The following is a 24,670-nucleotide window of genomic DNA, read 5'->3' as shown; positions in this document are numbered from 1 at the left end:
CCGCCCTCGGGAACCATCACCGGCTTCCCAGCCGGACCTGGCGGTTCACGTCCTTGTACAGCAGGTAGCGGAAGTTCGAGGGTCCGCCGGCGTAACAGGCCTGCGGGCAAAAGGCGCGCAGGGACAGGTAATCCCCCTCCTCCACTTCCACCCAGTCCTGGTTGAGCCGGTACACGGCCTTGCCCTCGAGCACATACAGCCCGTGCTCCATCACGTGGGTTTCGGCGAAGGGAATCACGGCGCCGGGTTCGAAGGTCACTACGTTGACGTGCATGTCATAGGCGACGTCGTCCACGGGGATCATCCGGGTGGTGCGCCATTTGTTGTCGGTGCCGGGCATCGGCGTCGGCGTGATGTCGGCCTCGTTGCCGAACACCGGGGCCGGAGTATGTCCCACGAGCGGCTGGTAGGCCTTGCGGATCCAGGCGAATTTCACCGTTTCCTGCCCCTCGTTGAATGCTCCCCACAGCGTTTCCGGCGGCAGGTAGGCGAAGCCGCCCGGGGTCAGTTCATGGTCCCGTCCCAGCCGGCGCACGGTCAGGGTGCCCTCGAGGACGAAAATGAAGGACTGCACTTCAAGTTCCGGTTCGGGCGCCCGGGAACCGCCGCCCGGTGCCACCTCCATCAGGTACTGCGCAAAAGTGACGGCGCCGCCGGCCACGGGCCGGTTGAGGATCCAGGTGCGGGTCTCGGTCCATTCGGGCAGCACGCTGACCACGATGTCCCGCAGTACGCCGCGGGGAATCACGGTGTAGGCCTCGGTGACCACAGCCCGGCCGGTGAGCAGATCGGTCTGGGCAGGCAGGCCGCCCTCGGGGGCGTAGTAGCGGGGGTTATTCACTGTTGGACCTTTTCGTCGGCGGCGGAGGCGGAGGAATGAGCTCCTGGATGGGCGAGGGCTGCAAGCTCGACGCCGCTGAGCCCGGTGCCGTGTTCAATCTCTGCACCGGTCAGTGCACCGCAGAGCAGGCCGCGGCGCACAAAGCGGGCCAGCGCGCGGGCCGTGGCCGGTTCGTCGAGCACGCTGCCCGCACGGTGCTGCGCGTAATTGCGCAGGCGCGATGCGGCGGCGTCGAACCCTTCCCGGTAAAAGGCGTACGTGGCCAGGAAGCGGGTGGGCAGCTGCGCCGGATGCAGGTCCCAGCCCTGGTAGAAACCGCGTTCCAGGGAGCGGCGCACCAGCCGGGCATGCAGCTGCCAGGCGGAGCGGATTTCCTCCGGTGTGCCCAGCGGCAGGATGTTGGTGGAACCGTCCGAAAGCCGGACGCCGGTGCCGGCGGCGGCCACCTGCATCACGGCTTTGGCGTAGTCCGCGGCGGGGTGGTCCATGGACTGGTACGGGGCGGCCACCTGCACAGCATCGCTGTAGTCATAGGTTCCGTAGTGCAGCGCCGAGACCCGGCCCTTGGCCCGGTGGATCAGCTGCGCCGCGGGCACCGTGCCGTTGGCGGCCAGGACCAGCTGCGGGGTTTCCACCTGCACCTCGAACCGCAGCCGCCCCTCGGGCAGGCCGTGGGCGTCCTCGAGCAGTTCACAGACGTAGACCATGGCCTCGACCTGTTCCACGGTGGACACCTTGGGCAGGGTCAGCACCAGCCCGTCCGGCAGGTCCCCGGCTGCAAGCAGCCCGGCGAGGAACAGGTCCAGGGTGCGGACGCCGCGGTCCCGGGTGGCGGCTTCGAAGGACTTGAACCGGATACCGACAAACGGCGGGGCGGTGCCGGCGGCCACGGCCCCGGCCACCGCGGCGGCGGCCTGCCGGGCGTGGCCGTCTTCCTCGGCGTCGGGCCGGATGCCGTAGCCGTCCTCGAAGTCCAGGCGCAGGTCCTCGATGGGTTCGGTGCGCAGCTTCGCCTCCACCAGCGGCACGACGGCGCCGGCCACGTCCGGGTCGAGGCCCAGCCGGTCCGCCAGCTCGGCCAGGGATCCGTACGCCGCCAGGGCGGCCAGCGCGTCCTCGCCCCAGGTTCCGGGCAACGCGGGCAGACAACGGTCGGCCGGAATGTAGACGGTGTGGACGGGCTGGCGGGAGCCGCCGTCGCCCGGATAGGCGGCGGCGAGCAGCCGGTCGGTATCCGTCAGGATGGCCTCCAGCCGGGCCAGATGGTCGGCGCCGAGGACGGGGTGGGGCAGGTGGGAACCGGACCGAGGGGACATCAGCAGAATCCGCCCACGGTGTTCCAGACGTGCGCCTCGGGGTCCGTGCCCTCCCGCAGCACGGATGCCTCGATCAGTCCGTAGGGCCGGTCCGCGGCGAAGAACACCTCGTTGGGGTTGTCCAGGCCAAACGGCGCCAGGTCCACCAGGAAGTGATGGTTGTTCGGCAGGGAAAGGCGCACCTCCACGATCTCCGGATGGGCGGCAATCACGGCTTTGCCCATTTCATACATGCTCTGCTGCAGTGCCAGGGAGTGCGTGCCGGCGAAGGCATCCAGGAGCAGGGTCCGCGCGGAGGCGTAGAGGGCATTGAAATCCAGGGCGGACAGATCCGTCTCCGGCGCGTAGCGCCATTTGGCCGTGACATCGGTGGCCAGGATCCGGTCCGTGGTTTCGGCCAGGGTGGTGTACCGGTCCCGCGGGAAGCCGTGGAACTCGGAGCCGGTGCTTTTCAGCACCGTCAGGCCGCTGATTCCGGAGACCAGCTGCCGCCCGCCGCCCACGGACAGCAGGAGGGCGGTGCGGATTTCCGATTTGTCCTTGGCGAAGGCGTGGTCGTGGCCGCTGATCCGGTTCCAGAAGTACTGTTCCGCGGCCCAGCGCCCGCCGGTGACCCACTCGAATCCGGCTGTGAAGTGCTGTTCCAGGCGCAGCAGGAATGCCTCGGGCGAGCCGACGCCGTCGCGCGCGAAAGCGTAGACGGTGTTCTTCTGCGTATCGGTGGCCACCACATGGGCGTTGTCCCCCTGGGTGTGGGCTGCGTCGAAGTCCCCGTGCAGCTGCGAGGTGATGCTGAGGTCCTCAAGGGAATGCCGGGCGGTGTCGCGGGTGACCTTTACCAGCCGGATTTCGGCCTTGCCGTACTGGTTGCGGCCGAGCACGATCCTCGGAGCATCCGTGCTTTCCCCCGCCGGGGCCTGCATTGCTTCTGTCATGGCTCAGCTTCCTCGGTAGGTGGAGTAGGCAAACGGACTCAGCAGCAGCGGCACGTGGTAGTGCTGGCCCGGGTCGGTGAGGCGAAAGGTCAGGGAGACGCTGGGGAAAAAGGTCTCGGTTCCGGCGGCCGCGAAGTAGTCCCCGGTGGCGAAGTCGATCCGGTAGGTGCCCGGCTGCAGCTGCGCCGGTCCGAGGCTGCCGATCCGTCCGTCCCCGTCCGTGGTTCCCTCCCCGACCCGGGTCTGCCCGCCGTTGTGCAGGGACCACAGGGAAACGGCGACGCCGGAGGCGGGCCTTCCGGCGGCGGTGTCCAGGATGTGGGTGGTGACATGGCTGCCGCTCATGTGCTCAGCAGTCCTTCGAGCCGGAGGATGGCAATGTCGCGCAGCTGGGCCGCGATGACCGGGATCTCCTCGGTGTCGGTGTGCTGCAGCCGCTCTTCGAGGACGGTGAGGATGTCCTCGGCGCTGCGGCCGGCAGCACGGATGAGAAAAACCCGGCCGAACCGGTCTTCATACGCCCGGTTGCCGGCGTGCAACCGGTCCTGGACGTGTTCCAGCCCGGTCACGGATTCCTGCTCGGTGCAGGAGAGGCTGGCTTCCGTTCCGGAGCCTTCCGGCCTGTCGCCGATGCGCGGGTGCCGGGCCAGGGCGGCGTCGATCTCGGTTTCGGTGAAGTCCGGGGCGGCGAGTTCGGCGAAGCTCAGCAGTTCCCCGGCCGTGGCGAACGGACGGGCAGCCGCCACTTCATTGCACCAGCGGGGAATGTCGGCGCAGGGGCGCAGCATTGCCTCCGCATCTTTCCGGGAGGCGGCGTTGAACGCGGTGAGGAAGTCCGGTGCTTCGGGGAGCGTGTCTTGTGGTGGTGTGTCTTGTGGTGGCACGGGTGTCAGCTTTCGGTCAGAGCTCTTCCGCCGCCGGCGCTGGACACCCTTGACCATCGGCGGGGCCGACTTGATTCGATGTTCGGGAACGGAACTGATATTTGAGACAGTCTCTGCGCCGCTGCGGTGTCTGTCAAGGAATCTGTCTGCGGTGGAATAAGGCGCGTCGCAGCCGTATGACGAAGAGACCCGGCGCCCGCAGGAGACCCCCGCGGTGAAACGGTTCACCCTTCCGCGGGGTATCCCCTTGGCCCAAACCCCGTGGTACGCTTCCCTGCAATTACCGGGGCCATTACGGATAAACACCCTGCTTTCCAGGTATTGGAATGGCATTCTTTTCCAGCCGGGAAAGCAGTATTCCGGTAATGCACTTGTGTAATCTGTCATTTTCCTGCGGATTCAAGGCCCCTGCCCGGTAATGGCGGCAGGGGGAACTCACCGCTTTGATTGCCGGACCAACCCGGCGGCGGTAGCCGTCGGCAAACGTTGCTGGAGGGCATGCCGCAGTGTTGGAACTGTTGGAGGAACTGGCCGCCGTGACGGCGGGCGGCAAACCCTGCGCAGTGGCAACTATCGTCCGTGCCTCCGGCTCCGTTCCCCGCCCCGTCGGGACCAGCATGCTGATCAGCGGCACCGGGATCATCCACGGGTCCCTGTCCGGCGGTTGCGTCGAGGCCGCCGTCGTCGCCGTCGCCGAGGAGGTCCTCGCCGACGGCCGGCCCCGCCGCGAGTCCTTCGGTTACAGCGACACTGATGCGTTCGCCGTCGGGCTCAGCTGCGGCGGCACCCTGGATGTGCTCACTGCTCCCGTCTTTCCCGGAGCTGTCCCGGCCGCCCCCGCCGCCGGCGCTCCCTGTGCCCTGATCCGGCGGATCGACGACGGTGCGGAGCCCGGTCCGGTGTTCATCGCGGATCCTGCAGGGACGGCCGCCACGGCAGCGCGCCTCCTCGCTGCCCACGGCCCCGCCCTGGGCATGATGCTCGGCACCGACCCGGCGCGCGCCGCCGCCCGCCTCGCTCCTCTGCTGGCCGCCGGCCGCACCGGCGTCGTCGAACTCGGCGGCGGACCGAGGATCCGGCCGGGCGGTGCGGAGTGCGACGCCGGCGCCGTCCTGTTCCTGGAGTCCAGGCTGGCCCCGCCGCGGCTCGTGCTCATCGGCGCCAACGATTTTTCCGCTGCGCTCGCCCGGCAGGGACGAATGCTCGGCTACCACGTGGGTATCTGCGATGCCCGGCCGGCCTTCACCACCCCGGACCGTTTTCCCGCCGCCCACGAGGTGCACGTGCAGTGGCCGGACGCGTACCTGCGCGCGGAGGCGGACACCGGACGGTTGGACGCCCGGACCGTGGTGTGCGTGCTCAGCCATGATGCCAAGTTCGATGTTCCGGTCCTGGCCGAAGCGCTGCGGCGGGACTTTGCCTATGTGGGGGCGATGGGCTCGCGCCGCACCCACGATTCGCGGCTGGCGTCCCTGCGGGCGGCCGGTCTGACCGGTGCCGAGCTGGCCAAGCTGCACTCGCCCATTGGTCTCGATATCGGGGCCGCCACTCCCGAAGAGACTGCGGTGTCCGTTTTCGCGGAAATAGTGGCCGCCCGATCCGGTGCCGCAGCCAGCGGGCAGCCGCTTCGCGCAGTGTCAGGCCCCATCCATCCGGTCAACCGTCTCCACGCCAGCTGAAGGCCCCCCATGGACCTGCCCACCGTTTCCGAGTTGGTCCGCACCGCGGACCCGCAGCAGTGGCGCCCGGGGGATGCGTGGCTGGCCGGCGGCACGGTGCTCTTCTCCTCCGGCAGTGACACCCTGCAGCGGCTGCTGGACGTCACGGCGGCTGGCTGGGACCCGCTGACGGTGTCCGACGTCGGCCTGGAGATCGCCGCCACCTGCACCATCGCCGAACTGTACGCGTTTCCGGAGGCTGCTCCGCCCGAGCTGGTGTCCGCCTGGCCCGCACTGTCCCTGGTGCAGCCGTGCTGCGACTCCTTTGTGGCCTCCTTCAAGATCTGGAATGTCTCCACCGTGGGCGGCAACATCTGCACGGCCCTGCCCGCCGGACCCATGACGTCGCTGACCGCGGCTTTGGACGGCGTCGCCCAGGTCCACTCCCCCGGCGGCACCTCGCGCCGGGTGCCGGTGGCCGAGCTGGTGATCGGTGACGGCCGCACCGCCCTGGCGCCGGGCGAACTGCTGCGCAGCATTACCCTTCCCGCCGCCGCACTGCGTTCCCGCGCGGCGTTCCGCCGGCTCTCGTTGACCAGTCTGGGCCGCTCCGGAGTGCTGCTGATCGGCCGCCGGGATGCGGACGGAGGCTTTGTCCTCACCGTCACGGCGGCCACAAAAGCCCCGGTCCAGCTGCGCTTTCCCGCGGTGCCCGACGCCGCCAAGCTGCGGGCCGGGCTGGACCTGGACCCCGGGCTCTGGCACGACGACGTTCACGGACTGCCCGAATGGCGGCAGGACATGACCTTCCGGCTTGCCGAGGAAATCCGGACCGAGCTGGCGGCGCCTGGCTTTGTTGCCGGAGCTGCAGCCGCGGCCCCTTCGCCTGCCCCGCACCCTGCCCCGGGGCCCGAGCCCGCGCCCGAGCCCGAGCCCTCGCCGAAGGAGGATTGCCGATGACCTACCGGATCAACAGGACCGAGGTGGAAGCCGTCCCCTTTCCCGGCCAATGCCTGCGCACCTTCCTGCGCGAGCAGGGCACCCTTGGCGTCAAGAAAGGGTGCGACGCCGGGGACTGCGGGGCCTGCACGGTGCACGTGGACGGGAAGCCGGTGCACAGCTGCCTCTATCCGGCGGTGCGCGCGGAGGGCCGGGAGATCACCACCATCGAGGGACTGTCCGACGGCGATGCGCTGCATCCGATGCAGCAGCAGTTCCTGGACGCGCAGGGTTTCCAGTGCGGGTTCTGCACGGCGGGCATGGTGATGACCGCCGCGACCTTCGACGAGGAGCAGAAGGAGGATCTGCCGCGGAACCTCAAGGGCAATCTGTGCCGCTGCACCGGGTACCGGGCCATCGAGGATGCGGTCTGCGGGCATCGGCTGGTTGGAGGAAGCGCGGGAGGAGGCGTGGAAAGAGCCGCCGCGGGTGCCGGAGGCGCCGACGCTGCCGTCGGCCCGAGACCCGGCACCGTGGGCACCAGCGTCCCGGCCCCGGCCGGACCGGACATTGTCACCGGCCGTGCCCGCTACACCTTGGACATCCCGGCAGACGAGCTCCCCGGGCTGCTGCACCTGAATATCCTCCGCTCCCCGCACGCGCACGCCCGAATCCTCTCCGTTGATGCGAGCGCCGCCCTGGCGGTACCCGGTGTGGAAGCGGTGCTGACCCACGAGGACTCCCCGGACCAGCTGTTCTCCACCGCCCAGCACGAACTGCACACCGACGATCCCGATGACACCCGCGTCCTGGATCGCGTGGTCCGGTTCCGCGGCCAGCGGGTAGCCGCCGTCGTCGCCGATACTGTGGGGGCCGCCGCGGAAGGCGTCCGCGCCCTGAAGGTTGAGTACGAACTCCTTCCCGCGGTGCTGGATCCCGACGCCGCACTGGCCCCCGGTGCGCCCGAGGTCCACCCCGGCGCTGCCGGCAACATCGTGGCGGAACTGCATTCCGAGCTCGGCGACGTCGACGCGGGGCTCGCGGAAGCCGCCGTCGTGCACGAAAACACCTATTACAGCCAGCGGCTGCAGCATGTGGCGCTGGAGACGCATGGGTCCGTGGCCTGGTTCGATGAGAAGGGCCGGCTGGTGGTGCGCACCTCCAGCCAGGTGCCGTTCCTGATTCGGCGGGCACTGTGCCGGGTGTTCGGGCTGCAACCCGCCTCAGTGCGGGTGCTCACCGGCCGGGTGGGCGGCGGGTTCGGCGGCAAGCAGGAGATGCTCACCGAGGACCTCGTCGCGCTGGCCGCGCTGAAGCTGAACCGGCCGGTGCAGCTGGAACTGACCCGCGAGGAACAGTTCACCGCCACCACCACCCGGCATCCCTTCGCCGTGAAGGTCCGCGCCGGTGCCGCGGCGGACGGCACCCTGACCGCGCTGGCCCTGGAGGTCACTGCCAACACGGGGGCGTACGGCAACCACGCCCCGGGCGTGATGTTCCACGGCTGCGGGGAATCCGTGGCCGTCTACCGGTGCGCCAACAAGTTGGTGGACGCCCGCTCGGTCTACACCAACACGCTGCCCGCCGGCGCGTTCCGCGGCTACGGGCTAAGCCAGATGATCTACGCGATCGAGTCCGCCATGGATGAGCTGGCCCGCGGCGTAGGCATGGATCCGCTGGAGTTCCGGCGCCGGAACGTGGTGCTGCCGGGTGAGGACATGGTCTCCACCGCCCCCGTTCCGGCCGAGGACGTGCATTACGGCAGCTACGGCCTGGACCAGTGCCTGGACCTGGTGTCCGGCGCCCTGGCCGCGGGCCGGCAGCGGCCGGAGACGTCCGGGGCGGAGCTCGCGGTTTCGCCCGAGCCGGCCGGCGCGGACGACGACGGCGGCTGGCTGATCGGGGAGGGCACCGCCGTCGCCATGATCGACACCGTGCCGCCGCGCGGGCACATCAGCCACGCAAGGATTTTCCTGCGCGAGGACGGCCGGTACGGGCTCGACGTCGGCACGGCCGAGTTCGGCAACGGCACCACCACCGTGCACGCGCAGCTGGCCTCGACGGCGCTGCGCACCACCGCGGACCGGGTGGTGATCCGGCAGTCGGACACCGATCTGGTGGACCACGACACCGGGGCGTACGGCTCCACCGGCACCGTGGTGGCGGGCAAGGCGTCGCTGGCTGCGGCGGAGGAACTGGCCCTCCTGCTCAAGGGCTTCGCCGCGTCCCTGTTTTCCAACACCTCGGCGCAGGTGCAACTGCTGGCGGACGCGGTGGAGTGCGGCGGCGAGCGGATGCCGCTGGCCGACGTCGCCGCCCGGGCCCGCGGTGAAGGCATCGACCTGTCCGCGGAGGGCCGGTGGGGCGGCACCCCGCGGTCGGTGGCCTTCAACGTGCAGGGTTTCCGGATAGCGGTGCATGCCGGGACCGGGGAGCTCCGCATCCTGCAGAGCGTGCACGCCGCGGATGCCGGCGTCGTCGTCAATCCGCAGCAGTGCCGCGGGCAGATTGAGGGCGGCATCGCCCAGGCGCTTGGAGCGGCGCTGTTCGAGGAGGTGCGGATCGACGCCGAGGGTTCGGTGGAAACCCGGATCCTGCGCGACTACCACGTCCCCACGTTCGCGGACGTGCCGCGCACGGAGATCTTCTTTGCGGACACCGATGACTCGCTGGGGCCGATGGGGGCCAAATCCATGAGCGAGAGTCCGTTCAATCCGGTGGCTCCGGCGCTGGCCAATGCGCTGCGGGATGCCACCGGAATCCGGTTCGTCCGGACGCCGTTCGCGCGGGACCGGGTGTATCTGGGGCTGCGGGGTGCACGCGTTCCCGTGGAAACGGACGCGCCCGCTCCTGCGGTGTAGCCGCTGCGGCCGCTGCCGGAAACGAAACCGGACCACCCCCTGAGGGGTGATCCGGTTTGTACGATCTTCGCGAACGAAGGAAGCAGGTTTTCCGAACTTACACGCGGTGAGTGCTCGCCAGCGGGCAGGCCCACGTATCGACCCCGCCGCGGCCCACCTTGTTGATATAGGCGGTAACGTCCCGCAGGGATTGGCCGAATGCAGTTTCGGTGTACTTCACACCCAGCTGATCGCAGTGCTGGCGGACCAGCGGGGCAACTTTTCGCAGATTCGGGCGCGACATGGAGGGGAACAGGTGGTGCTCAACCTGGAAGTTCAGTCCGCCCATAAAGGTATCCACCCACCGGCCGCCGGTGATGTTTCGGCTCATCAACACCTGGCGGCGCAGGAAATCGATGCCCGCCTCCCGGGGTGCGATGGGCATGCCGATGTGATTCGGGGCGAAGGCAATGCCCATGTACAGCCCGAAAACGGCGAGCTGGACGCCGATGAACGCTGCGCCCTTGCCCGGTGAAAGCACCAGGAAGACCAGCACCACATAACTGGCCAGGCGCACGGTGATGAAGCTGAGTTCCACCCACCGCCGCTTGATCCGGCCCTTTCCCAGGACCCGCTTGATTCCCTGCACATGCAGGTTGACGCCCTCGAGCAGGAGCAGCGGGAAGAAAAAGTAACCCTGTTTGGTGGCAAGCCAGCGCGTGAAACGGTTCTTGCGCGCTTCGGCTGCCTCAGGGGTGAAGGCCAGGACACCGGGAGCGATGTCCGGATCCGTACCGATCTTGTTCGGGGCGGCATGATGCTTGCTGTGTTTTGCATTCCACCAGCCAAGGCCCATACCGGCAAAGAGATTAACCACGATCAACGAGACCCACTCGTTCCACTTCGGCGATACGAAGATCTGCCGATGTGCTGCGTCGTGCCCGAGAAACGCGATCTGCGTCATCAGCAATGCCAGCACCACCGCGGTCACCATCTGCCACCAGGTATCCCCGAGCAGGATGAATGCCACGGCCAGCACCGCGCCAATCAGGGTTAATCCAATCAGCTTGGCCCAGTAATAGCCGTAGTTCCGGCGCATATAGCCGGCGTCCTGGACCTGTCGGGTCAAAGCCGTGAAGTCGCTGAGATGCCGCTGGCGGGCCGGGCCAGGTGGCCGGTGTTTGCCTTCAGCACTCGAATCCACACTGGCACCCGTCATAAGGGCGTCTTCCATAATTCACTCTCATATCGGCGAACAAAGTCCATGTCATATTAACCAAAACCACTGCGTCCGCAGACTCCGGGCCATGTACCGGGGAGGAACATGACACCGGATTCCCGCCCCGGCAGCAGATGCATTAAGGGCTGCGGAAAAGCACCGGATTCGCTTCCCGGTCTTTGGCTGGGACGCGAATCCGCGGGTTTGGAATCTCCGGCTGGTGGCCGGTATATGCTAAGCCTGCTTAGCATATACGAAAACCAGCTTAGCCGGTTTTTCCGGTGATTTAGGACGAGCGAAAAGTAACGCAATGTCCGGCCGCATCTGACTAGCCTGCAGGCCTAGCATCCCGGCTTCCGAAGCTCAACACGGGCCGCTTCCAGGCCACCCATGCGCTGACCACGCCCATGACGGAGCAGAAGACATAGAAGACCCCGGGCTGGATCCCGATGAGCCCAATAGCCGCGTTACCCCCGAGGCTGAGGAACATACCGGAAAGCGGGAGGGAAGCCAGGGGGATGAGGGCCAGGCAGGCCCAGGGGCGCGCTTTCGGCCCGGCAGCGGCAAGCAGCGCGGCAAGCACCACTAGCTCCAGGGACCACCACGCCAACCGCTGGTCGCTGATGAGGTAGGGGCCGCCCCAGAAGGTCCGCTGCGCTCCGCCGCCCTGCAAATAGCTGGTGAGGGTGATAAAGACGCCAAGCAGGGGTGCGCCGATGAAGACAAGCCTCCGCAACACCGACGTGCGGACGGGATTGCCGAACAGGGCCAGCAGATTCGCGGCTCCGAAGAAACTGAACACGAGGGGATGCACGGGGATGGCGGGATCCGTGACGCCGAGAACGACCGCCAGAGCGATGCTCGCGGCCACAGCAGCCGCGTGCAGGACCCTTGCAGTAGTGTGCCGGCCGGCGGCCAGGGCTGCGAACGCCATGATGGTCAGGACAAAAGCGATTGCAGCGGGAGTGGTGAACGCTCCGAACGGGTGATCCACCAGGTTGTAGCTGTTCCAACGGAACCACCGGCCAAGTTCACCCAGCACCATCATCACCAGCGCGAGCGCCGTACCGCCGATGGTCCCGATGGCCGCCATCCGGTCCCGGCGGCGGCCCTGCAGAACCCGGTTCACGCGCGCAGCAGTCCCGTGCAACATCAGGTGCAGCAGCTCGGACCGCGTCGGTTTCCCTCTCCCTTCACCCGCCGCGACGTCGAGCATTACCCCAAGGAATTCCTCACCGTGCCGAGCGCGCCAGCTGGCAGGGTAGGCCCGCAGTGCCCGCCGGTACCCGCGCTCCAATGCTGCCTCGCTCATGCCAGTGCCCCTTTGGTCCGGATGCGCAGACTCTGTCGGGCGACATCTGCGCCTGCTTCCATGCGATCGGCCTCTGTTTTCAGGGCGTCGGCCCCACTGTCAGTCAGCGCGTAGTAGCGGCGGAGCCGTCCGGCCACTGCTTCCTCGCCGTCGTCCCGTACCAGTCCTTCCTCCTGGAGGCGGTCCAATGTCGTATAGAGGCTGCCGGGTTTGAGCGACACCCTCCCGCCGGAAAGCTTCTTGGTTTCGGTCAGCAAGGAGTATCCGTGGTGCCTGCCCCTGGCTAACGCGGTCAGGATCAGGAAGGTGGGTTCGCGCATCTCTCGGGTGCTCATGGAAGCACTATATGTATGTCACATGAATATGGAAACAGTGCCGGCCGTGTCTTTTTCGGCGCCCTGTCTCGGTACGGTTTCAACTCCGGCCCAACCGTGACCCAACCGTTATATCCTTTTCTTCCCTATATTCAGTTTTTCTGACTATCGTTCTCGGCATGAGCAAGCATGAGATGCGCGAACCGACCTTTCTGGTCCTCTCGGCCCTGGCCGACGGCCCCAAGCACGGCTACGCCCTGATCGCCGAGACGAAGGACCTCTCCGACGGCCGGGTAAAGCTGCAGCCCGGCACCCTCTACGGCGTGCTGGACCGGCTGCGGGAGGACGGACTGGTGGAGATTTCCGGCGAGGACGTAGTGGACGGCCGTGCCCGCCGCTACTACCGGATCACCGACGGCGGTGCCGCCACCCTCGCTCGGGAAGCGGACCGCCTGGCAGCCAACGCCCGGCAGGCAATGTCCAAGCTGCGGCTGCGTGCAGCGCAGGCCGGAGCATGAGCGGCGGAACCTCCAAGCTGGAGGCCACCTACACCCGGGCGCTGGGCGCCTACCCGCGCCGCTGGCGCCGGGAGCAGGGCGAGGAATTGATCGGCGTGCTGCTCTCCGTCGCCCGTTCCGAGCAGCGCACCACGGCCACCCCGGCCGAACTGTTCAACCTCGTGGGCAACGGACTGGCAACCCGCGGCCTGGAACTCCTGGGCAGCGTGGGCAGGAAGCGCCGGAACGGACTCGCGTTCACCGCCACGGTCCTGGCTACATATCTAGCGGTCACCTTGACTTTGCTGGGCGAATGGGGGCCGTGGGTCCGGCCGGGCACGCTGCGCTGGCGGCCCACCGGCGAAGGGTTCAGCGAGGAACTCATGGCCATGGGGCCGTTTACGACGGCGGCCGCTGCGGTCTATCTGGCACTGCTCGCCGGGTTCGCGGCAACGCTGGCCGGACGGCACTCCCTCCGCCGCACCCTGTACCTCAGCGCAGCGGTCGCTGCTCCGCTGATTCCCCTCTCCGGGCAGGTGGCCGGCCTGCTGGCTCCGTCACTGGTTCCCATGCTGGCGCTGAGTGCGCTGGCACTGCTGGCACTGGTGGGGAATCCCGCTCCAACGGCTTCCCGCCGGATGCTCCTTGCTGCCGTTACAGCGGGGGCTTCCCTGGCCGGCCTGGCGCTGGCCGTGAGCCGGCTGACCGGAGGAGCAGCCCTGTTCTTCTATGACGTATCAAGCGGGATCGCCGTTGATGCCCGGACCCTGACGACGGCGGCGGCGGCACTGATGCTGACCGTGGGAATGGTCCTGGTCAGCGGCCCCCGCGCACTTCCCTGGACGGCAGGCCTGGCCGTGGCAGCCGTTCCCCTGCTGATCCGTCTCTGGTCCGGCAACACCGCCGAGCTGCTGCTGGCCGGGCTCAGACTTCCCCTCACCGCCGCCGCGCACTGGGAATGGGCGTTCCTTGTCCTCGCCCTTGCTGTGGCAGCCCTGGCCTCCGGTACCCGGAGGCTGGCCCGGGCACGCGGGCTCCGCACCGTCTGAGCCGCTTTCCCGTTTGGCCTGCTCCACCTGATTACCGCAGTCGTTCTACGGACATGCTCCCGATGAGCCGGTCCGGCACCGCACCTGGACTCAGTCTCGAAAGGGCACCCCATGAACCGGAACCGTTTCTCCTCTCGCCCGGCGGCAACCGCCGCCCCGGCAACCGCTCCCTCGGCAACCGCCGACGACACCGGCACGCAGGCCCGCCGCCGTCGTCGTTACCTGGCGGGGCTCGCCGTGGTTGCCCTCGGCGCCCCCGTGCTCGCCGGCTGCAGCGCCGGCGCGGCCCTGACCCCGGTGGCCGATTCCTCCGCCGATCCGTTCGAGGCGTACCTGGCCGAGGAGCTGGACCAGGCGTTCTTCGCCCAGGACGTCCTGCGCTTCCAGTGCTATGCGGACAACGGCTACCCCGAGTACAACGGGTTCATCCCCACGGAACCCGGCACCGAGCACCGCAGCGAGATCCTGGACCAGCTGACCGTCGCCGATGTCTTCTTCGACAGCGTGCAGGACGCCACCGAACGCGGCCTGCGGTCCGAGCCGATGCCGCCCGCCCCCGCCAAGATCTACGTCCACGATGCCTCCTTCGACGCCGTCGCCACCGCGTGCAACACCAAGGCCTGGGCCGCACTGGGCGAAGGCGCCGAGGACACCCTGATCGAATACAACCGGCTGGCCAGCAAGCTGTCGGGCATCTTCGACCCGACCATGGACGCCCTGGCACCGTTGCAGGAAAAGGTGATCCAGTGCCTGGTCGACGCCGGGGAACCGGTGACCCCGGCACCGGGGCAGCTCTTCGGCATCACGCCCGGCGTTGACCTGGGCACGCCGGTGGAATACCCGGAGCGCAGCGGGCCGAAGAAGTCCAGCGGCGTGGAAATCATCCCCGCCGACACCGAGGTTGCCTACGTTCCGACTCCCGCCGAAGCCGCACTCGCCGTGAAGTACTACAACTGCTCCCTGGAAACCGGAGCGCGGGACGAGTTCGCGGCGTCAATCCGGGAGGCCAAGAAGGCAGCCATTGCCGAGCACGCAGCCGAACTGGAGAAGCTCAACCCGCGCATGACAGAGATCGCTGCCACCGCCCGGGAGCTCACGGGGCGCTAACCCCCCGGATGCCGGTGCCTGCCCGAGCGGCGGGCACCGGCGTCGGCTGTGGTGCCCGCTAGGCAGGTTCCAGGTCGCTGAGCATCCGGCCGACCCGAACCTGCGCTGCTTCCCCAAGCGGCCGCAGCGGTGCCGGCAGGTTGTCCTGCGGCACCAGACCCAGCTGTGACGCAATCGCGGAGGTCACCCGCAGGCTGCCGAACTCCCGAAACAGGTTCCAGAGAGGTTCCAGCTGCTCCGACAGCTGCCGGACGGTATCGGCATCCCCGGCCTGCGCGGCCCGGGTAAGCGCGAGCGCCCGGTCCGGCAGGATGCCGCCCACAACGCTGAACCAGACGTCTGCTCCGGCACTCAGGGCCGGGCCGGAGAACTCGTCGCCGCTTACCCCCAGCGCAACGTCCGCGGGCAGCACTATCCGGACCTGCCGGATTCGTTCGGCTGCCTCTGCAACGGGACGCGGCGGAATCTTCACGGCCTCGACGTGCGGCAGGGCGCCTATCCGGGCATACAGCTCATCAGTGAAGGTGAACCGGGTGGTGGTCGGATTGTCATAGATGCAGATGGGCACCGAACTGGCCGCGGACACCGCTTCAAACAGGCCGGCCACTTCTTCCTCGGTCAGCGGCTGGTAGGACACCGGCGCGAGCAGCAGCCCGGCGGCGCCGGCGTGCTGTGCATCCTCCGCTCCGCGCAGCACGTCAGAGGTGCGCAGGGCTCCAATGCCAACGATCACCGGCACCTCTCCGGCTGCCTGGACCGCGGCCTCCGCCACGCGGCGTCGTTCTTCCCGGGACAGGTAGGCGTAGCTGCCGGTGGAACCCAGGGCGCCGATGGAATCCGCTCCCACCTCCGCCGCCCGGCGGACCAACGCAGTGAACAGGTCCAGATCTACGGTGTCATTGATGACCGGGGTCAGGGGAAAGGCGGACAGGCCGGTGAACACGGGACCTCGCTTCAGCGTCGGGTAACTGACCGGTCCAGCACACCACGTGGGCGCACCGCCGCGGAGGTGGCACGCCGATGTCCGGCCGGTCCCCGGCGAAGAATGAGGAGCGCTCCGACAAGCTGCCGGAACGCCGCCGTCTAAACTGGCAGGCATGGCCTTATCAACGGCGGACTCCCCCGCGAACCCGGCGTCCAGCACCCGCACCCGGATCCTGTGGCTCGCCGTCGGGCTGCCCGTCGCCCTGATTCTGGTGGTCCTCGGCGCGCAGATCCACGGCCTGGATTTCACTGTGTACCGCGAGGGCGCCCGGGCGTTCCTCGGCCTGGGTGAGCACCGCCTCTACGATCCGATCCTGGTCCAGACCGACACCCGCGGCCTGCCGTTCACGTATCCACCCTTCGCGGCCCTGCTGCTGACGCCGTTCGCGGTCCTGCCCGAGGCCGTCGGGCTGGTGCTGCTGACCGCGACGTCGTGCCTCTGCCTGGTGCTGACCGCGTTCCTCGTCGCCCGCTATCTGCGGGAGAACGAGGTGCTGCCGCCAAAGCTGCGCACCTCACTGGGCGGCAGCGCCGGCGTCGCCGTCCTTGCCACCCTGCTGATCGGCATCCTGGGACCGTGGCGGGAGGGCCTGGGCTTCGGGCAGATCAACCCGATGCTCATGCTCCTGATCGTCGCGGACCTGCTCCGCCCGGCGTCGTCCAGGTTCCCGCGCGGCATCCTCATCGGCCTGTCCGCGGGCATCAAGCTCACCCCGCTGGCGTTCGGGCTGATCTTCCTGGTCCGGAAGGACTGGCGGGCCATCCTGACCATGGGCCTCACTTTCGCCGCCACCATTGCCGTCGGCTGGCTGGCGTCCCCGGAGCAGTCCCGCACGTTCTGGCTCGACTCCCTCTTTGATTCCACCCGAGTCGGGGACACCACTGACATGTACAACGTGTCCCTGAATTCCTTCCTCGCACATCTGGGTACCCCCGACGCGCTGCAGCGTCCGCTCTGGCTGCTGGCCTCGGCCGCCGTCGTCGTGCTGGGCTTTTTCGCCATCCGCCGCGAGGACGCGCGCGGCGACACCGTGGCGGCGATCAGCGCGAACGCCGTCGTGATGCTCGCGATCTCCCCGATTTCCTGGTTCCACCACTGGGTCTGGATCGCCCTGGTGCTGCCGGCACTGTGGGTGGCGGTGCGACGACGCCGGGCCGGAGTCCGTGCCGCGGGCATCGCGCTGCTGGTGGCGCTGGTGCCGGTATTCATGCTCTCCTCGATCACCGTCACCATGATGCTCACCGGCACGGTCAGCGGCCAGGGTCCGGCGGCGTTGGAGCTGTTCACCAGCCTGGGCGTGCTGCTGCCGGTGGCCGCGCTGGGGTTCTGGGCCACGGACCCGGAACCGGTGCGTCCGGCCGGCCGGCTAAAAGCGGACCGGTGAAAATCGAGTACATTCTGCTCCCCACCGGATGGCACCGCATGTTAGCTTGTCGGGCACTGTCGGGAATCAACGGCGTTTCCTGACTCGACGCATGAAGGAGTCCCTCATGGGCAAGCTCGACGGAAAAGTAGCGTTCATCACCGGTGCGGCACGAGGCCAGGGGCGAAGCCACGCTATCAAGCTGGCGGAGGAGGGTGCCGACATCATTGCCGTCGACATCTGCAGTCAGATTGAGTCGGTCGAATACGACATGGCGACCCCGGAGGACCTTGCCGAGACGGTGCGCCTCGTCGAAGCTCTCGACCGCCGGATCTTCGCCCAGCAGGCTGATGTCCGCGACCTCGCCGCGCTTGAGAAAGCGGTGAAGGAGGGCGAGGTTACCGTCGGCCCCATCGACATCATCCTGGCCAACGCAGGCATTGCACCTCTCGGACTGAGTGGTGATCGCGAGCAGCCTTTCCTCGATGTCATCGACGTCAACCTCACAGGCGTCTACAACACGGTGATTGCTGCTGTGCCGAGCCTCATCGCGAAGCAGGCGGGCTCCATCGTCCTGACGAGTTCCACCCAGGGCCTCAAGGGAACCGGCGGCAACGGTGGAGCCGGAACCGGCTATGCCGCCGCCAAACACGGAGTCGTGGGGCTCATGAGATCGTTCGCCAACTGGCTCAGCCCGCAGAACATTCGCGTCAACTCGATCCACCCGACGGGAGTCGCCACCCCCATGGTCCAGAATCCGGTCCTCGAGAAGCTGTTCGCCGACAACCCGGACAGCGGCGATGCGGTCAAGAACCTGATGCCTGTTCCGTGGGTCGAGGCCATCGATATCTCCAACGCGATTGCTTTCCTGGTGAGCGACGACGCCCGGTATATCACCGGCGTGACCCTCCCCGTGGACGCGGGCTTCAACGCCCGATGAGGCCGAGGGACCCGCGCGGAGAGGAGGCCGGCCGGGCCCTTGTGGAGGAGCCCGGCCGGCCATCCACCGCGTGGATACCTGACATAGGAAAAGAGCGCTTCCCCGGCTCTACGATCGGCGTGACAGTTAGGTTCTGAACAGCTCAGCAACTAACGAAGGCGAGACAGCCCGTGGAACGACTCCTGTCCCATCTGGCCCATCTGGAAGTCAGCAGCCCCGACGTCGAGGCCTCCACCCGGTTCTATGTGGAGAAGTTCGGCATGCGGCTGGTGGATACCGTTGACGGCGCGTCCTACCTCCGCTGCTGGGGTGACTACTACCGCTACAGCCTGGTGGTCCGGCCCGGAAACGAACCGGCCCTGGCAAACATGGCCTGGCGCACCGCCTCCCCCGAAGCCCTGGAGACCGCGGCCGCCAATGTGGAAGCCGCCGGAGTGCAGGGCGAATGGGTTCCGGGCGGACACGCCCACGGCAAGGCCTATCAGTTCACCGGTCCCTACGGGCACCGGATGAAACTGTTCTACGAGGTGGAGCAATACACCGCGGAGCCCGGCTTTGCCTCCATTTACCCGGACCGGCCCGAACGCCGCAGCAGCCACGCCGCCGCCCCGCGCTTTCTGGATCATGTGACCGTGGCCAGCAGTGACGTCCGCGGTTTCGCCGAGTGGTACACCCGGATCCTGGGGTTCCGGACCATGGCCTTCACCAACCTGGACGAGGCGCCGATCACGGTCTTCTCCGTCCTCACCACCAATGAAAAGTCGCACGATCTGGGAGTGGTGATGGACACCTCCGGCACGGCCGGGCGGGTCAACCACATTGCCTTCTGGGTGGATACCCACGAGGACCTGCTGCGCGCGGCGGACGTGCTGATGGAAAACGGCACCCCGATGGAATACGGCCCGTCCATCCACGGCGTCGGTGAACAGAATTTCCTGTATTTCAGGGAGCCCAGCGCGCTGCGGGTGGAGCTGAACTCGGGCGGCTACCGCAACTACGTTCCGGACTGGGAGCCGCGCACCTGGACGCCCGCCCAGGGCTCCAACAACTTCTACCGCAACGGCAGCATGCCCCATTCGCTGACGGAATCCTTCCCCCTCGCGGACGGGTTCACCGCCACGGAGGAAGGCGCGTCGGAGGAAATGAAACAGGCACTGCTCAACCCCTATGCCAAGCACGGACGGGGCTGAGACCATGGCCTACTCGCTGATCACCTTCCAGGACCCCGGCACCGGGAAACCCCGGGCCGGGCTGGAATCCGCCGGCCGGGTCCTGCCGCTGACGGACACCGTTCTGGACCTGCCCGGACACCGGGTCACCCTGGAGTCCGTCATCGAGCACTGGGACAAGGCCGAAGACCAGCTGGACCGGCTCGCGGAGGACTCCGCCGGCGCAGGCTGGCTCGACTACGCGGACCTCACGGTGCTGGCGCCGCTGCAGCCGCGGCAGATCCTGCAGGCCGGCGCCAACTACCGCCAGCACGTCATTGACCTGGCCGTGTCCCACCGTGACGCGGACGAAACGGAAGAGGAGGTCCGGGCACGCACGGCCGCCAGCATGGACCGGCGGGCCGAGGGCATACCGTACTTCTTCATCGGCCTTCCAACGGCGATGGCTTCCGCCACGGAGGACCTGGTGCTTCCGGGCTACAGCCGGGCCCATGACTGGGAGCTGGAGCTCGCCGTCGTCGTCGGCACCCGCACCTTCCGCGTGGGTCCCGAGGAGGCCCTGGACTCCGTCTTCGGCTACACGATGGTCAATGACATCACCACCCGGGATCTCGTCTTTCGCAAGGACATGCCGGCCATCGGCAGTGACTGGTTCCGGTCCAAGAACGCGCCGGGATTCCTGCCGACCGGACCGCTGGTGCTGCCGGCCAAGTTCGTGGACAATCCGCAGGACCTCACGGTGACGCTGCGGCTCAACGGCAACACCATGCAGGACGAATCAACGGCGGACATGATCTTCAGCGCGGCCCGGCTGGTGTCCGCCGCCTCCCAGCAGATGCCGCTGCTGCCCGGGGACCTGATCCTCACCGGCAGCCCCGCCGGCAACGGCGCGCACTGGGGCCGGATGCTCCGCGACGGCGACGTTATGGAAGGCACCATCACCGGACTTGGAACGCAGCTGGTGCACTGCAGGGACGAGGTGGCACCGTGACCGACATTGATGCCGAAGCCGTGGCGATGATCCGCCGCGACGACGCGATGGGGAGCATCGCGGCCATGGCCGCCGCGCACAACAACTGGGGCCGGTGGGGTCCGGACGATGTCCTGGGCACCCTGAACTTCATTGACGAGGCGAAGCGGGTGGAAGCGGCCGGGCTGGTCCGCACGGGCAGGACGTTTTCCCTGTCCCAGCCGTTCGATACCGACGGCCCGCAGAAGGGCTGGCGCCGCCGGATCAATCCGGTGCACACCATGACGGACACCGGCACCGAGGCGGAGTTCGGCAACCAGGGGTTTCCGCACGGCATCGGCGGTGCGGATGACTTCATTGCGATGCCGCTGCAGTGTTCCACGCAGTGGGACGGGCTCGGCCACATTTTCGACCGCGGCAAGGCGTGGAACGGGCGGCGGGCCGGGCAGGTGGTGACCAGCGAGGGTGACCAGGTCACGGGCATCCAGACGGCGGCGGCACGGATCGTCACCCGCGGTGTGCTGCTCGACGTCGGCCGGGCGCTGGGTCCCGGCCTGGGCAGCGACGACGGTGAACTGCCGGATGGATTCGCCATCACCACGGAGCATCTCGAGGCCACCATCGAAAAACAGGGGCCCGGTTCGGAAATCCGGCGCGGCGACATCGTGGTGCTGCGCACCGGCCAGTACGCCCGGACCCGGCGGCAGGGCTGGGGGGATTATGCCGGCGGACCGGCACCGGGATTGTCCTTCAGCACGGCGCCCTGGTTGCACCGCAGCGAGATTGCCGGCATCGCCACCGACACGTGGGGATTCGAGGTGCGGCCCAACGAATTCGACACCGCGTTCCAGCCGCTGCACCAGATCGCCATCCCCAACCTCGGCCTCTATCTGGGCGAAATGTGGGATCCGGAGCAGCTCGCCGCGTCCTGCGCAGCGGACGGGCAGTACGACTTTCTGCTCACGGCGGCGCCGCTGCCCATCACCGGCGCCGTCGGCTCGCCGGTCAATCCCATCGCCGTCAAATAGCCGATTCATCATCCGCCGGAATGAAAACAAGGGAGTTTGCATCATGGCAGCTGTGACGCGAGTAGGCATCGTCGGATCCGGTGCCGCCGGACTGACTGCGGCGATTATCCTCGCCGACGCAGGAGTGGACGTGGAGGTGCTGGAAAAGGAAGACGGCCCCTCCCCGCTCGGCTCCGGCATCACCCTGCAGGGCAACGCCCTGCGGATTTTCCGGCAGCTGGGCATCTGGGAGGAAATCGAGGCCAAGGGCTTCGCGTTCAGCGAGCTCGGGTTCCGCGCCCCGGATCCGGCAGGCACCGTGCTCTCGGTGGTGGATGATGTCCGGACCGGCGGAGCGGACCTGCCCGCCACGCTGGGCATGTACCGGCCGGACCTAGCCGACGCGCTCCGGCGCCGCGCCGCCGGCGCCGGCGTGCGGATCAGCTACGGCAGGAAGGTCAAGGGCGTGGAACAGGATGCCGGGTCCGTCACGGTGATTACCGACGACGGCGAGCGCCTTGCCTATGACCTGCTGATCGGTGCCGACGGGCTTCATTCCGCCGTGCGGGCGGCCCTCGGGATTTCCGCCGAGCCGGAGCCCACCGGCATGGGGATCTGGCGGGCGTTCGTGGAGCGGCCGGCCGACGTGGTCCGCACCGACCTGACCTACGGCGGTCCCTGCTACATTGCCGGATACTGCCCCACCGGCAAGGACAGCATGTACGCCTATCTGGTGGAGGATGCCCAGGAACGGCGGGTAGAGGACGGTCCGCAAGTCATGGCCGAACTCGCGGCGGCCTACGGCGGACCGTGGACGGAGATCCGGGCCAGCCTCGACCACAGCGCACGGATCAACTACACCCGGTTCACCACCCATCTGGTGGACGGCCCCTGGAACCGCGGCCGGGCCGTGATCATCGGTGACGCCGCCCACAGCTGCCCGCCCACCATCGCCCAGGGGGCAGCGCTGGCCGTGGAAGACGGGGCGGTCCTGGCGGATCTGCTGACCAGCCGGGACACCCTGGACGATTCCCTCTGGGAGGCCTTCACGCAGCGGCGGCTGGAACGGGCCCGCACCGTGGTCCGGGGATCGGTCCAGCTGGGACAGTGGATGCTCGAGGGCCGGATGCGGGACGCGGATGTGCCCGGCGTCATTGCCACCGTGGCCGCGGCCGTGAGCATCCCCGCATGAGCGGCGCGGACACCGTGCCCCCGGTGGTGGACGTCCATGCACACGTGGTCCTGCCGGCGCTGCAGGACTACGTGGCGGTCTGCGCCCCGGCGGAATTCGCGGCCGCCCAGGAGCTCGACGCCCGGCGGCAGGGAGCCGAATCCCTGAAAATCTCCGGCGCCATGATCCGGGACCGCTGGCCGCGGCTGGTGGACCTGTCCCGGCGGCTCGCGGACATGGATGCCGCAGGAATCGATGTGCAGCTGGTCTCCCCCTCGCCGTCGCACTATTACTATTTCGCCGGGCCGGAACTCGGAGCGGAAATCGCCCGCCGGGCCAACACCGCGGTCCGGGACCTGGTGGAATCCGCCCCCGGCAGGCTGGCGGGACTGGGACTGGCTCCCCTGCAGGATCCGGGCTCCATGGTCGCGGCGCTGGAGCATGCGGTGCAGGACTGCGGGCTGCTGGGCGTGGAAATCGGTTCCTACGCCCCCGGGGTGAACCGCAGTCCGGGGCAGGATCCGAACGCCGGGACCGTGGAACTGTCCGACCCTGGGCTGGAACCGTTCTGGGCCCGCGCCGAAGAACTCGGTGCGCTTGTTTTCCTGCATCCGTTCGGCTGCTCGCTGGATGAGCGGCTGGACCGGTTCTATCTGGCCAATACCGTGGCGCAGCCGGCGGAGAACGCCGTCGCCCTCTCCCACCTGATCTTCTCCGGCGTGCTGGACCGCTACCCGAAGCTGCGGATTCTCGCGGCGCACGGCGGGGGCTACCTGCCCGGCACGCTGGGCCGGTCGGACCATGCCTGGCGGGTCCGGCCGGATGCCCACGGGTGCGCCGCCCCGCCGTCGTCCTACCTTCACCGGCTGTGGTTCGACTCGCTCACCCACAGTCCTTCCGAGCTGCGGGCGCTGGCTGCGGCGGCGGGTGCGGACCGGATCCTGCTGGGCTCGGACTATCCGTTCGATATGGGCACCGACGACCCCGCCGGGGAGGTCCGCGCCGCGGATCTGTCCGCCCGGGAGGAGCACGGCATCCTCGCCGGCAATGCCGCAGCCCTCGGCATCCGGCCGGGCCTCAGAAACTCCGGCGCCGCACCTGCCCTGGCCACGGAAGGACACGCAGACGATGGTTAAGCTCGCACGCTGGAACGACGGCGGGGAGGTCCGCGCCGGTTTCATCCAGGGGGACCGGGCGTACCCGCTGCCCGCCGGACAGACCGTCAATGACCTGCTGGACGCCGGGCTGGACGAGTCCCTGGCCGCCGCGGAACGGATCCTCGGGGGCGCCCCGACCTCCGGAACGGGCGCGCCTGTCCCGCTGGCCGGCGTCGTGCTGCTGGCACCGTTGGTCCCCGCCTCCCTGCGTGACTTTGTGGCCTTCGAGGAGCACGTAGAAGGGATGCGGATCAGCATCGACGGGGCACCCGGAGTGATGGAGGAGTGGTATCAGGCCCCCACGTTCTATTTCTCGAATCCGCACACCATCCGGGCCACGGGGGATGAGATTCCCATTCCGGCAGGCTGCCACCAGCTGGATTTCGAAACGGAGGTCGCCGCCGTCGTCGGGCGGGTTCCCGGCAGCGGCGGGGGCAATCTCAGCGCGGAGCAGGCGCAGCGGCACATCTTCGGTTACACCATCTTCAATGACTGGTCCGCCCGGGACCTGCAGCGCCGGGAAATGAAGGTCAGCCTGGGCCCGTGCAAGGGCAAGGATTTCGCCGGCACCCTGGGACCCTGGATTGTCACCGCCGACGAGTTCGCCCACCGGCAGGACGCCGACGGTTTCCTGGACCTGCGGATGAGCGTGGACGTCAACGGCATCCGGGTGGGCGAGGACCTGTTGTCCAACATGGGCTGGCCGTTTGCCGAGCTGGTGGCCTATGCCTCGCAGGATTCCCTGGTGCTTCCGGGGGATGTGCTGGGGTCCGGCACCTGCGGCAGCGGCTGCCTTGCCGAACTGTGGGGGCGCCAGGGCGATCAGGCTCCGCCTCCCCTGCAGACCGGGGACAGCGTCAGCATGACGGTGGAGGGCATCGGCACCATCACCAACACCGTGGGTCCCCGGCGTGAAGCATCCACCCTGGTGCGTGCCCGGCCCCGGCAGCGTCTGCCGCGCAGTTACGACGGCGCCGCGGCGGCGCGGGGCTGAACC

The 24,670-nt window shown here is 68.2% G+C and carries 23 protein-coding genes; 14 read left to right on the top strand and 9 right to left on the bottom strand.

The window, feature by feature from the left end:
* Positions 1-16 precede the first annotated feature (16 nt).
* From GD627_RS02455 to uraD, 5 genes are read right to left on the bottom strand one after another with little or no spacing between them, the layout of a single operon-like run.
* Positions 17-841 (bottom strand): bifunctional allantoicase/(S)-ureidoglycine aminohydrolase, encoded by an 825-nt coding sequence (locus GD627_RS02455; RefSeq protein ID WP_152271213.1) that lies wholly within the window; start codon positions 839-841, stop codon positions 17-19.
* A complete protein-coding gene (locus GD627_RS02450) occupies positions 838-2,157 on the bottom strand; it encodes a DUF6986 family protein (protein WP_152271212.1) in 1,320 nt (439 codons plus the stop codon). Before GD627_RS02450 ends, GD627_RS02455 begins: the two co-directional genes overlap by 4 nt.
* On the bottom strand, positions 2,157-3,092 hold the full coding sequence (gene pucL / locus GD627_RS02445; protein WP_425481872.1) for a factor-independent urate hydroxylase: 936 nt from the start codon (positions 3,090-3,092) through the stop codon (positions 2,157-2,159). Before pucL ends, GD627_RS02450 begins: the two co-directional genes overlap by 1 nt.
* 3 nt (positions 3,093-3,095) lie before the next feature.
* Positions 3,096-3,437 (bottom strand): hydroxyisourate hydrolase, encoded by a 342-nt coding sequence (uraH, locus tag GD627_RS02440; RefSeq protein ID WP_152271211.1) that lies wholly within the window; start codon positions 3,435-3,437, stop codon positions 3,096-3,098.
* Positions 3,434-3,976 (bottom strand): 2-oxo-4-hydroxy-4-carboxy-5-ureidoimidazoline decarboxylase, encoded by a 543-nt coding sequence (gene uraD / locus GD627_RS02435; protein WP_246165270.1) that lies wholly within the window; start codon positions 3,974-3,976, stop codon positions 3,434-3,436. The genes uraH and uraD overlap by 4 nt, the downstream gene beginning before the upstream one ends.
* 506 nt (positions 3,977-4,482) lie before the next feature.
* Between uraD and GD627_RS02430 the strand changes: the two genes are divergently transcribed.
* From GD627_RS02430 to GD627_RS02420, 3 genes are read left to right on the top strand one after another with little or no spacing between them, the layout of a single operon-like run.
* Positions 4,483-5,655 carry an XdhC family protein gene (locus tag GD627_RS02430; RefSeq protein ID WP_152271209.1) on the top strand — a complete coding sequence of 391 codons (1,173 nt, stop codon included), beginning with the start codon at positions 4,483-4,485 and terminating at the stop codon, positions 5,653-5,655.
* A gap of 9 nt (positions 5,656-5,664) precedes the next feature.
* Positions 5,665-6,594 (top strand): FAD binding domain-containing protein, encoded by a 930-nt coding sequence (locus GD627_RS02425; protein ID WP_152271208.1) that lies wholly within the window; start codon positions 5,665-5,667, stop codon positions 6,592-6,594.
* Complete coding sequence (locus tag GD627_RS02420) at positions 6,591-9,434, top strand: molybdopterin-dependent oxidoreductase (RefSeq protein ID WP_152271207.1); 2,844 nt, start codon at positions 6,591-6,593, stop codon at positions 9,432-9,434. Before GD627_RS02425 ends, GD627_RS02420 begins: the two co-directional genes overlap by 4 nt.
* A gap of 97 nt (positions 9,435-9,531) precedes the next feature.
* Here the strand turns inward: GD627_RS02420 and GD627_RS02415 are convergent, their stop codons facing one another.
* The 3 genes from GD627_RS02415 to GD627_RS02405 all read right to left on the bottom strand — a co-directional run bounded on the left by GD627_RS02415 (position 9,532) and on the right by GD627_RS02405 (position 12,279).
* Positions 9,532-10,632, bottom strand: coding sequence for a fatty acid desaturase family protein (locus GD627_RS02415; RefSeq protein ID WP_146360363.1), 1,101 nt, complete (start codon positions 10,630-10,632; stop codon positions 9,532-9,534).
* A 328-nt stretch (positions 10,633-10,960) separates the two neighbouring features.
* Complete coding sequence (locus GD627_RS02410) at positions 10,961-11,944, bottom strand: hypothetical protein (protein WP_152271206.1); 984 nt, start codon at positions 11,942-11,944, stop codon at positions 10,961-10,963.
* On the bottom strand, positions 11,941-12,279 hold the full coding sequence (locus GD627_RS02405; protein ID WP_152271205.1) for a PadR family transcriptional regulator: 339 nt from the start codon (positions 12,277-12,279) through the stop codon (positions 11,941-11,943). The genes GD627_RS02410 and GD627_RS02405 overlap by 4 nt, the downstream gene beginning before the upstream one ends.
* Positions 12,280-12,437: 158 nt before the next feature.
* On the opposite strand from GD627_RS02405, the gene GD627_RS02400 reads away from it, so the two are divergent.
* The 3 genes from GD627_RS02400 (at position 12,438) to GD627_RS02390 (ending at position 14,911) form a co-directional block, all read left to right on the top strand.
* Positions 12,438-12,776 carry a PadR family transcriptional regulator gene (locus GD627_RS02400; RefSeq protein WP_152271204.1) on the top strand — a complete coding sequence of 113 codons (339 nt, stop codon included), beginning with the start codon at positions 12,438-12,440 and terminating at the stop codon, positions 12,774-12,776.
* Complete coding sequence (locus GD627_RS02395) at positions 12,773-13,804, top strand: hypothetical protein (RefSeq protein WP_152271203.1); 1,032 nt, start codon at positions 12,773-12,775, stop codon at positions 13,802-13,804. Before GD627_RS02400 ends, GD627_RS02395 begins: the two co-directional genes overlap by 4 nt.
* A gap of 111 nt (positions 13,805-13,915) precedes the next feature.
* Complete coding sequence (locus tag GD627_RS02390) at positions 13,916-14,911, top strand: hypothetical protein (RefSeq protein ID WP_152271202.1); 996 nt, start codon at positions 13,916-13,918, stop codon at positions 14,909-14,911.
* A 58-nt stretch (positions 14,912-14,969) separates the two neighbouring features.
* Here GD627_RS02390 and GD627_RS02385 read toward each other — a convergent pair whose 3' ends face one another.
* The gene (locus GD627_RS02385) at positions 14,970-15,854 is read right to left on the bottom strand and encodes a dihydrodipicolinate synthase family protein (RefSeq protein ID WP_152271201.1); all 885 of its coding nucleotides are present in this window, start codon (positions 15,852-15,854) and stop codon (positions 14,970-14,972) included.
* Positions 15,855-16,008: 154 nt separating this feature from the next.
* Here GD627_RS02385 and GD627_RS02380 point away from each other — a divergent pair, with 154 nt between their 5' ends.
* The 8 genes from GD627_RS02380 (at position 16,009) to GD627_RS02345 (ending at position 24,667) form a co-directional block, all read left to right on the top strand.
* On the top strand, positions 16,009-17,280 hold the full coding sequence (locus GD627_RS02380; protein WP_152271200.1) for a glycosyltransferase 87 family protein: 1,272 nt from the start codon (positions 16,009-16,011) through the stop codon (positions 17,278-17,280).
* A gap of 106 nt (positions 17,281-17,386) precedes the next feature.
* Positions 17,387-18,199 carry a mycofactocin-coupled SDR family oxidoreductase gene (locus GD627_RS02375; RefSeq protein WP_146360352.1) on the top strand — a complete coding sequence of 271 codons (813 nt, stop codon included), beginning with the start codon at positions 17,387-17,389 and terminating at the stop codon, positions 18,197-18,199.
* A 170-nt stretch (positions 18,200-18,369) separates the two neighbouring features.
* On the top strand, positions 18,370-19,389 hold the full coding sequence (locus tag GD627_RS02370; RefSeq protein WP_152271199.1) for a VOC family protein: 1,020 nt from the start codon (positions 18,370-18,372) through the stop codon (positions 19,387-19,389).
* Entirely contained in the window at positions 19,367-20,359 is a 993-nt protein-coding gene (locus GD627_RS02365; protein ID WP_246165268.1) for a fumarylacetoacetate hydrolase family protein, read from the top strand. The genes GD627_RS02370 and GD627_RS02365 overlap by 23 nt, the downstream gene beginning before the upstream one ends.
* Positions 20,360-20,385: 26 nt before the next feature.
* Positions 20,386-21,366, top strand: coding sequence for a cyclase family protein (locus tag GD627_RS02360; protein WP_152271725.1), 981 nt, complete (start codon positions 20,386-20,388; stop codon positions 21,364-21,366).
* Between the two features lie 43 nt (positions 21,367-21,409).
* The gene (locus tag GD627_RS02355) at positions 21,410-22,537 is read left to right on the top strand and encodes an FAD-dependent monooxygenase (RefSeq protein ID WP_152271198.1); all 1,128 of its coding nucleotides are present in this window, start codon (positions 21,410-21,412) and stop codon (positions 22,535-22,537) included.
* Complete coding sequence (locus GD627_RS02350) at positions 22,534-23,652, top strand: amidohydrolase family protein (RefSeq protein WP_152271197.1); 1,119 nt, start codon at positions 22,534-22,536, stop codon at positions 23,650-23,652. Before GD627_RS02355 ends, GD627_RS02350 begins: the two co-directional genes overlap by 4 nt.
* On the top strand, positions 23,645-24,667 hold the full coding sequence (locus GD627_RS02345) for a fumarylacetoacetate hydrolase family protein (RefSeq protein ID WP_152271196.1): 1,023 nt from the start codon (positions 23,645-23,647) through the stop codon (positions 24,665-24,667). Before GD627_RS02350 ends, GD627_RS02345 begins: the two co-directional genes overlap by 8 nt.
* The last annotated feature ends 3 nt before the right edge of the window (positions 24,668-24,670 follow it).

The sequence above is a fragment of the Arthrobacter yangruifuii genome, from assembly GCF_009192775.1.
Taxonomy (GTDB): domain Bacteria; phylum Actinomycetota; class Actinomycetes; order Actinomycetales; family Micrococcaceae; genus Arthrobacter_B; species Arthrobacter_B yangruifuii.
This window is presented reverse-complemented; position numbering and strand designations above follow the sequence as displayed.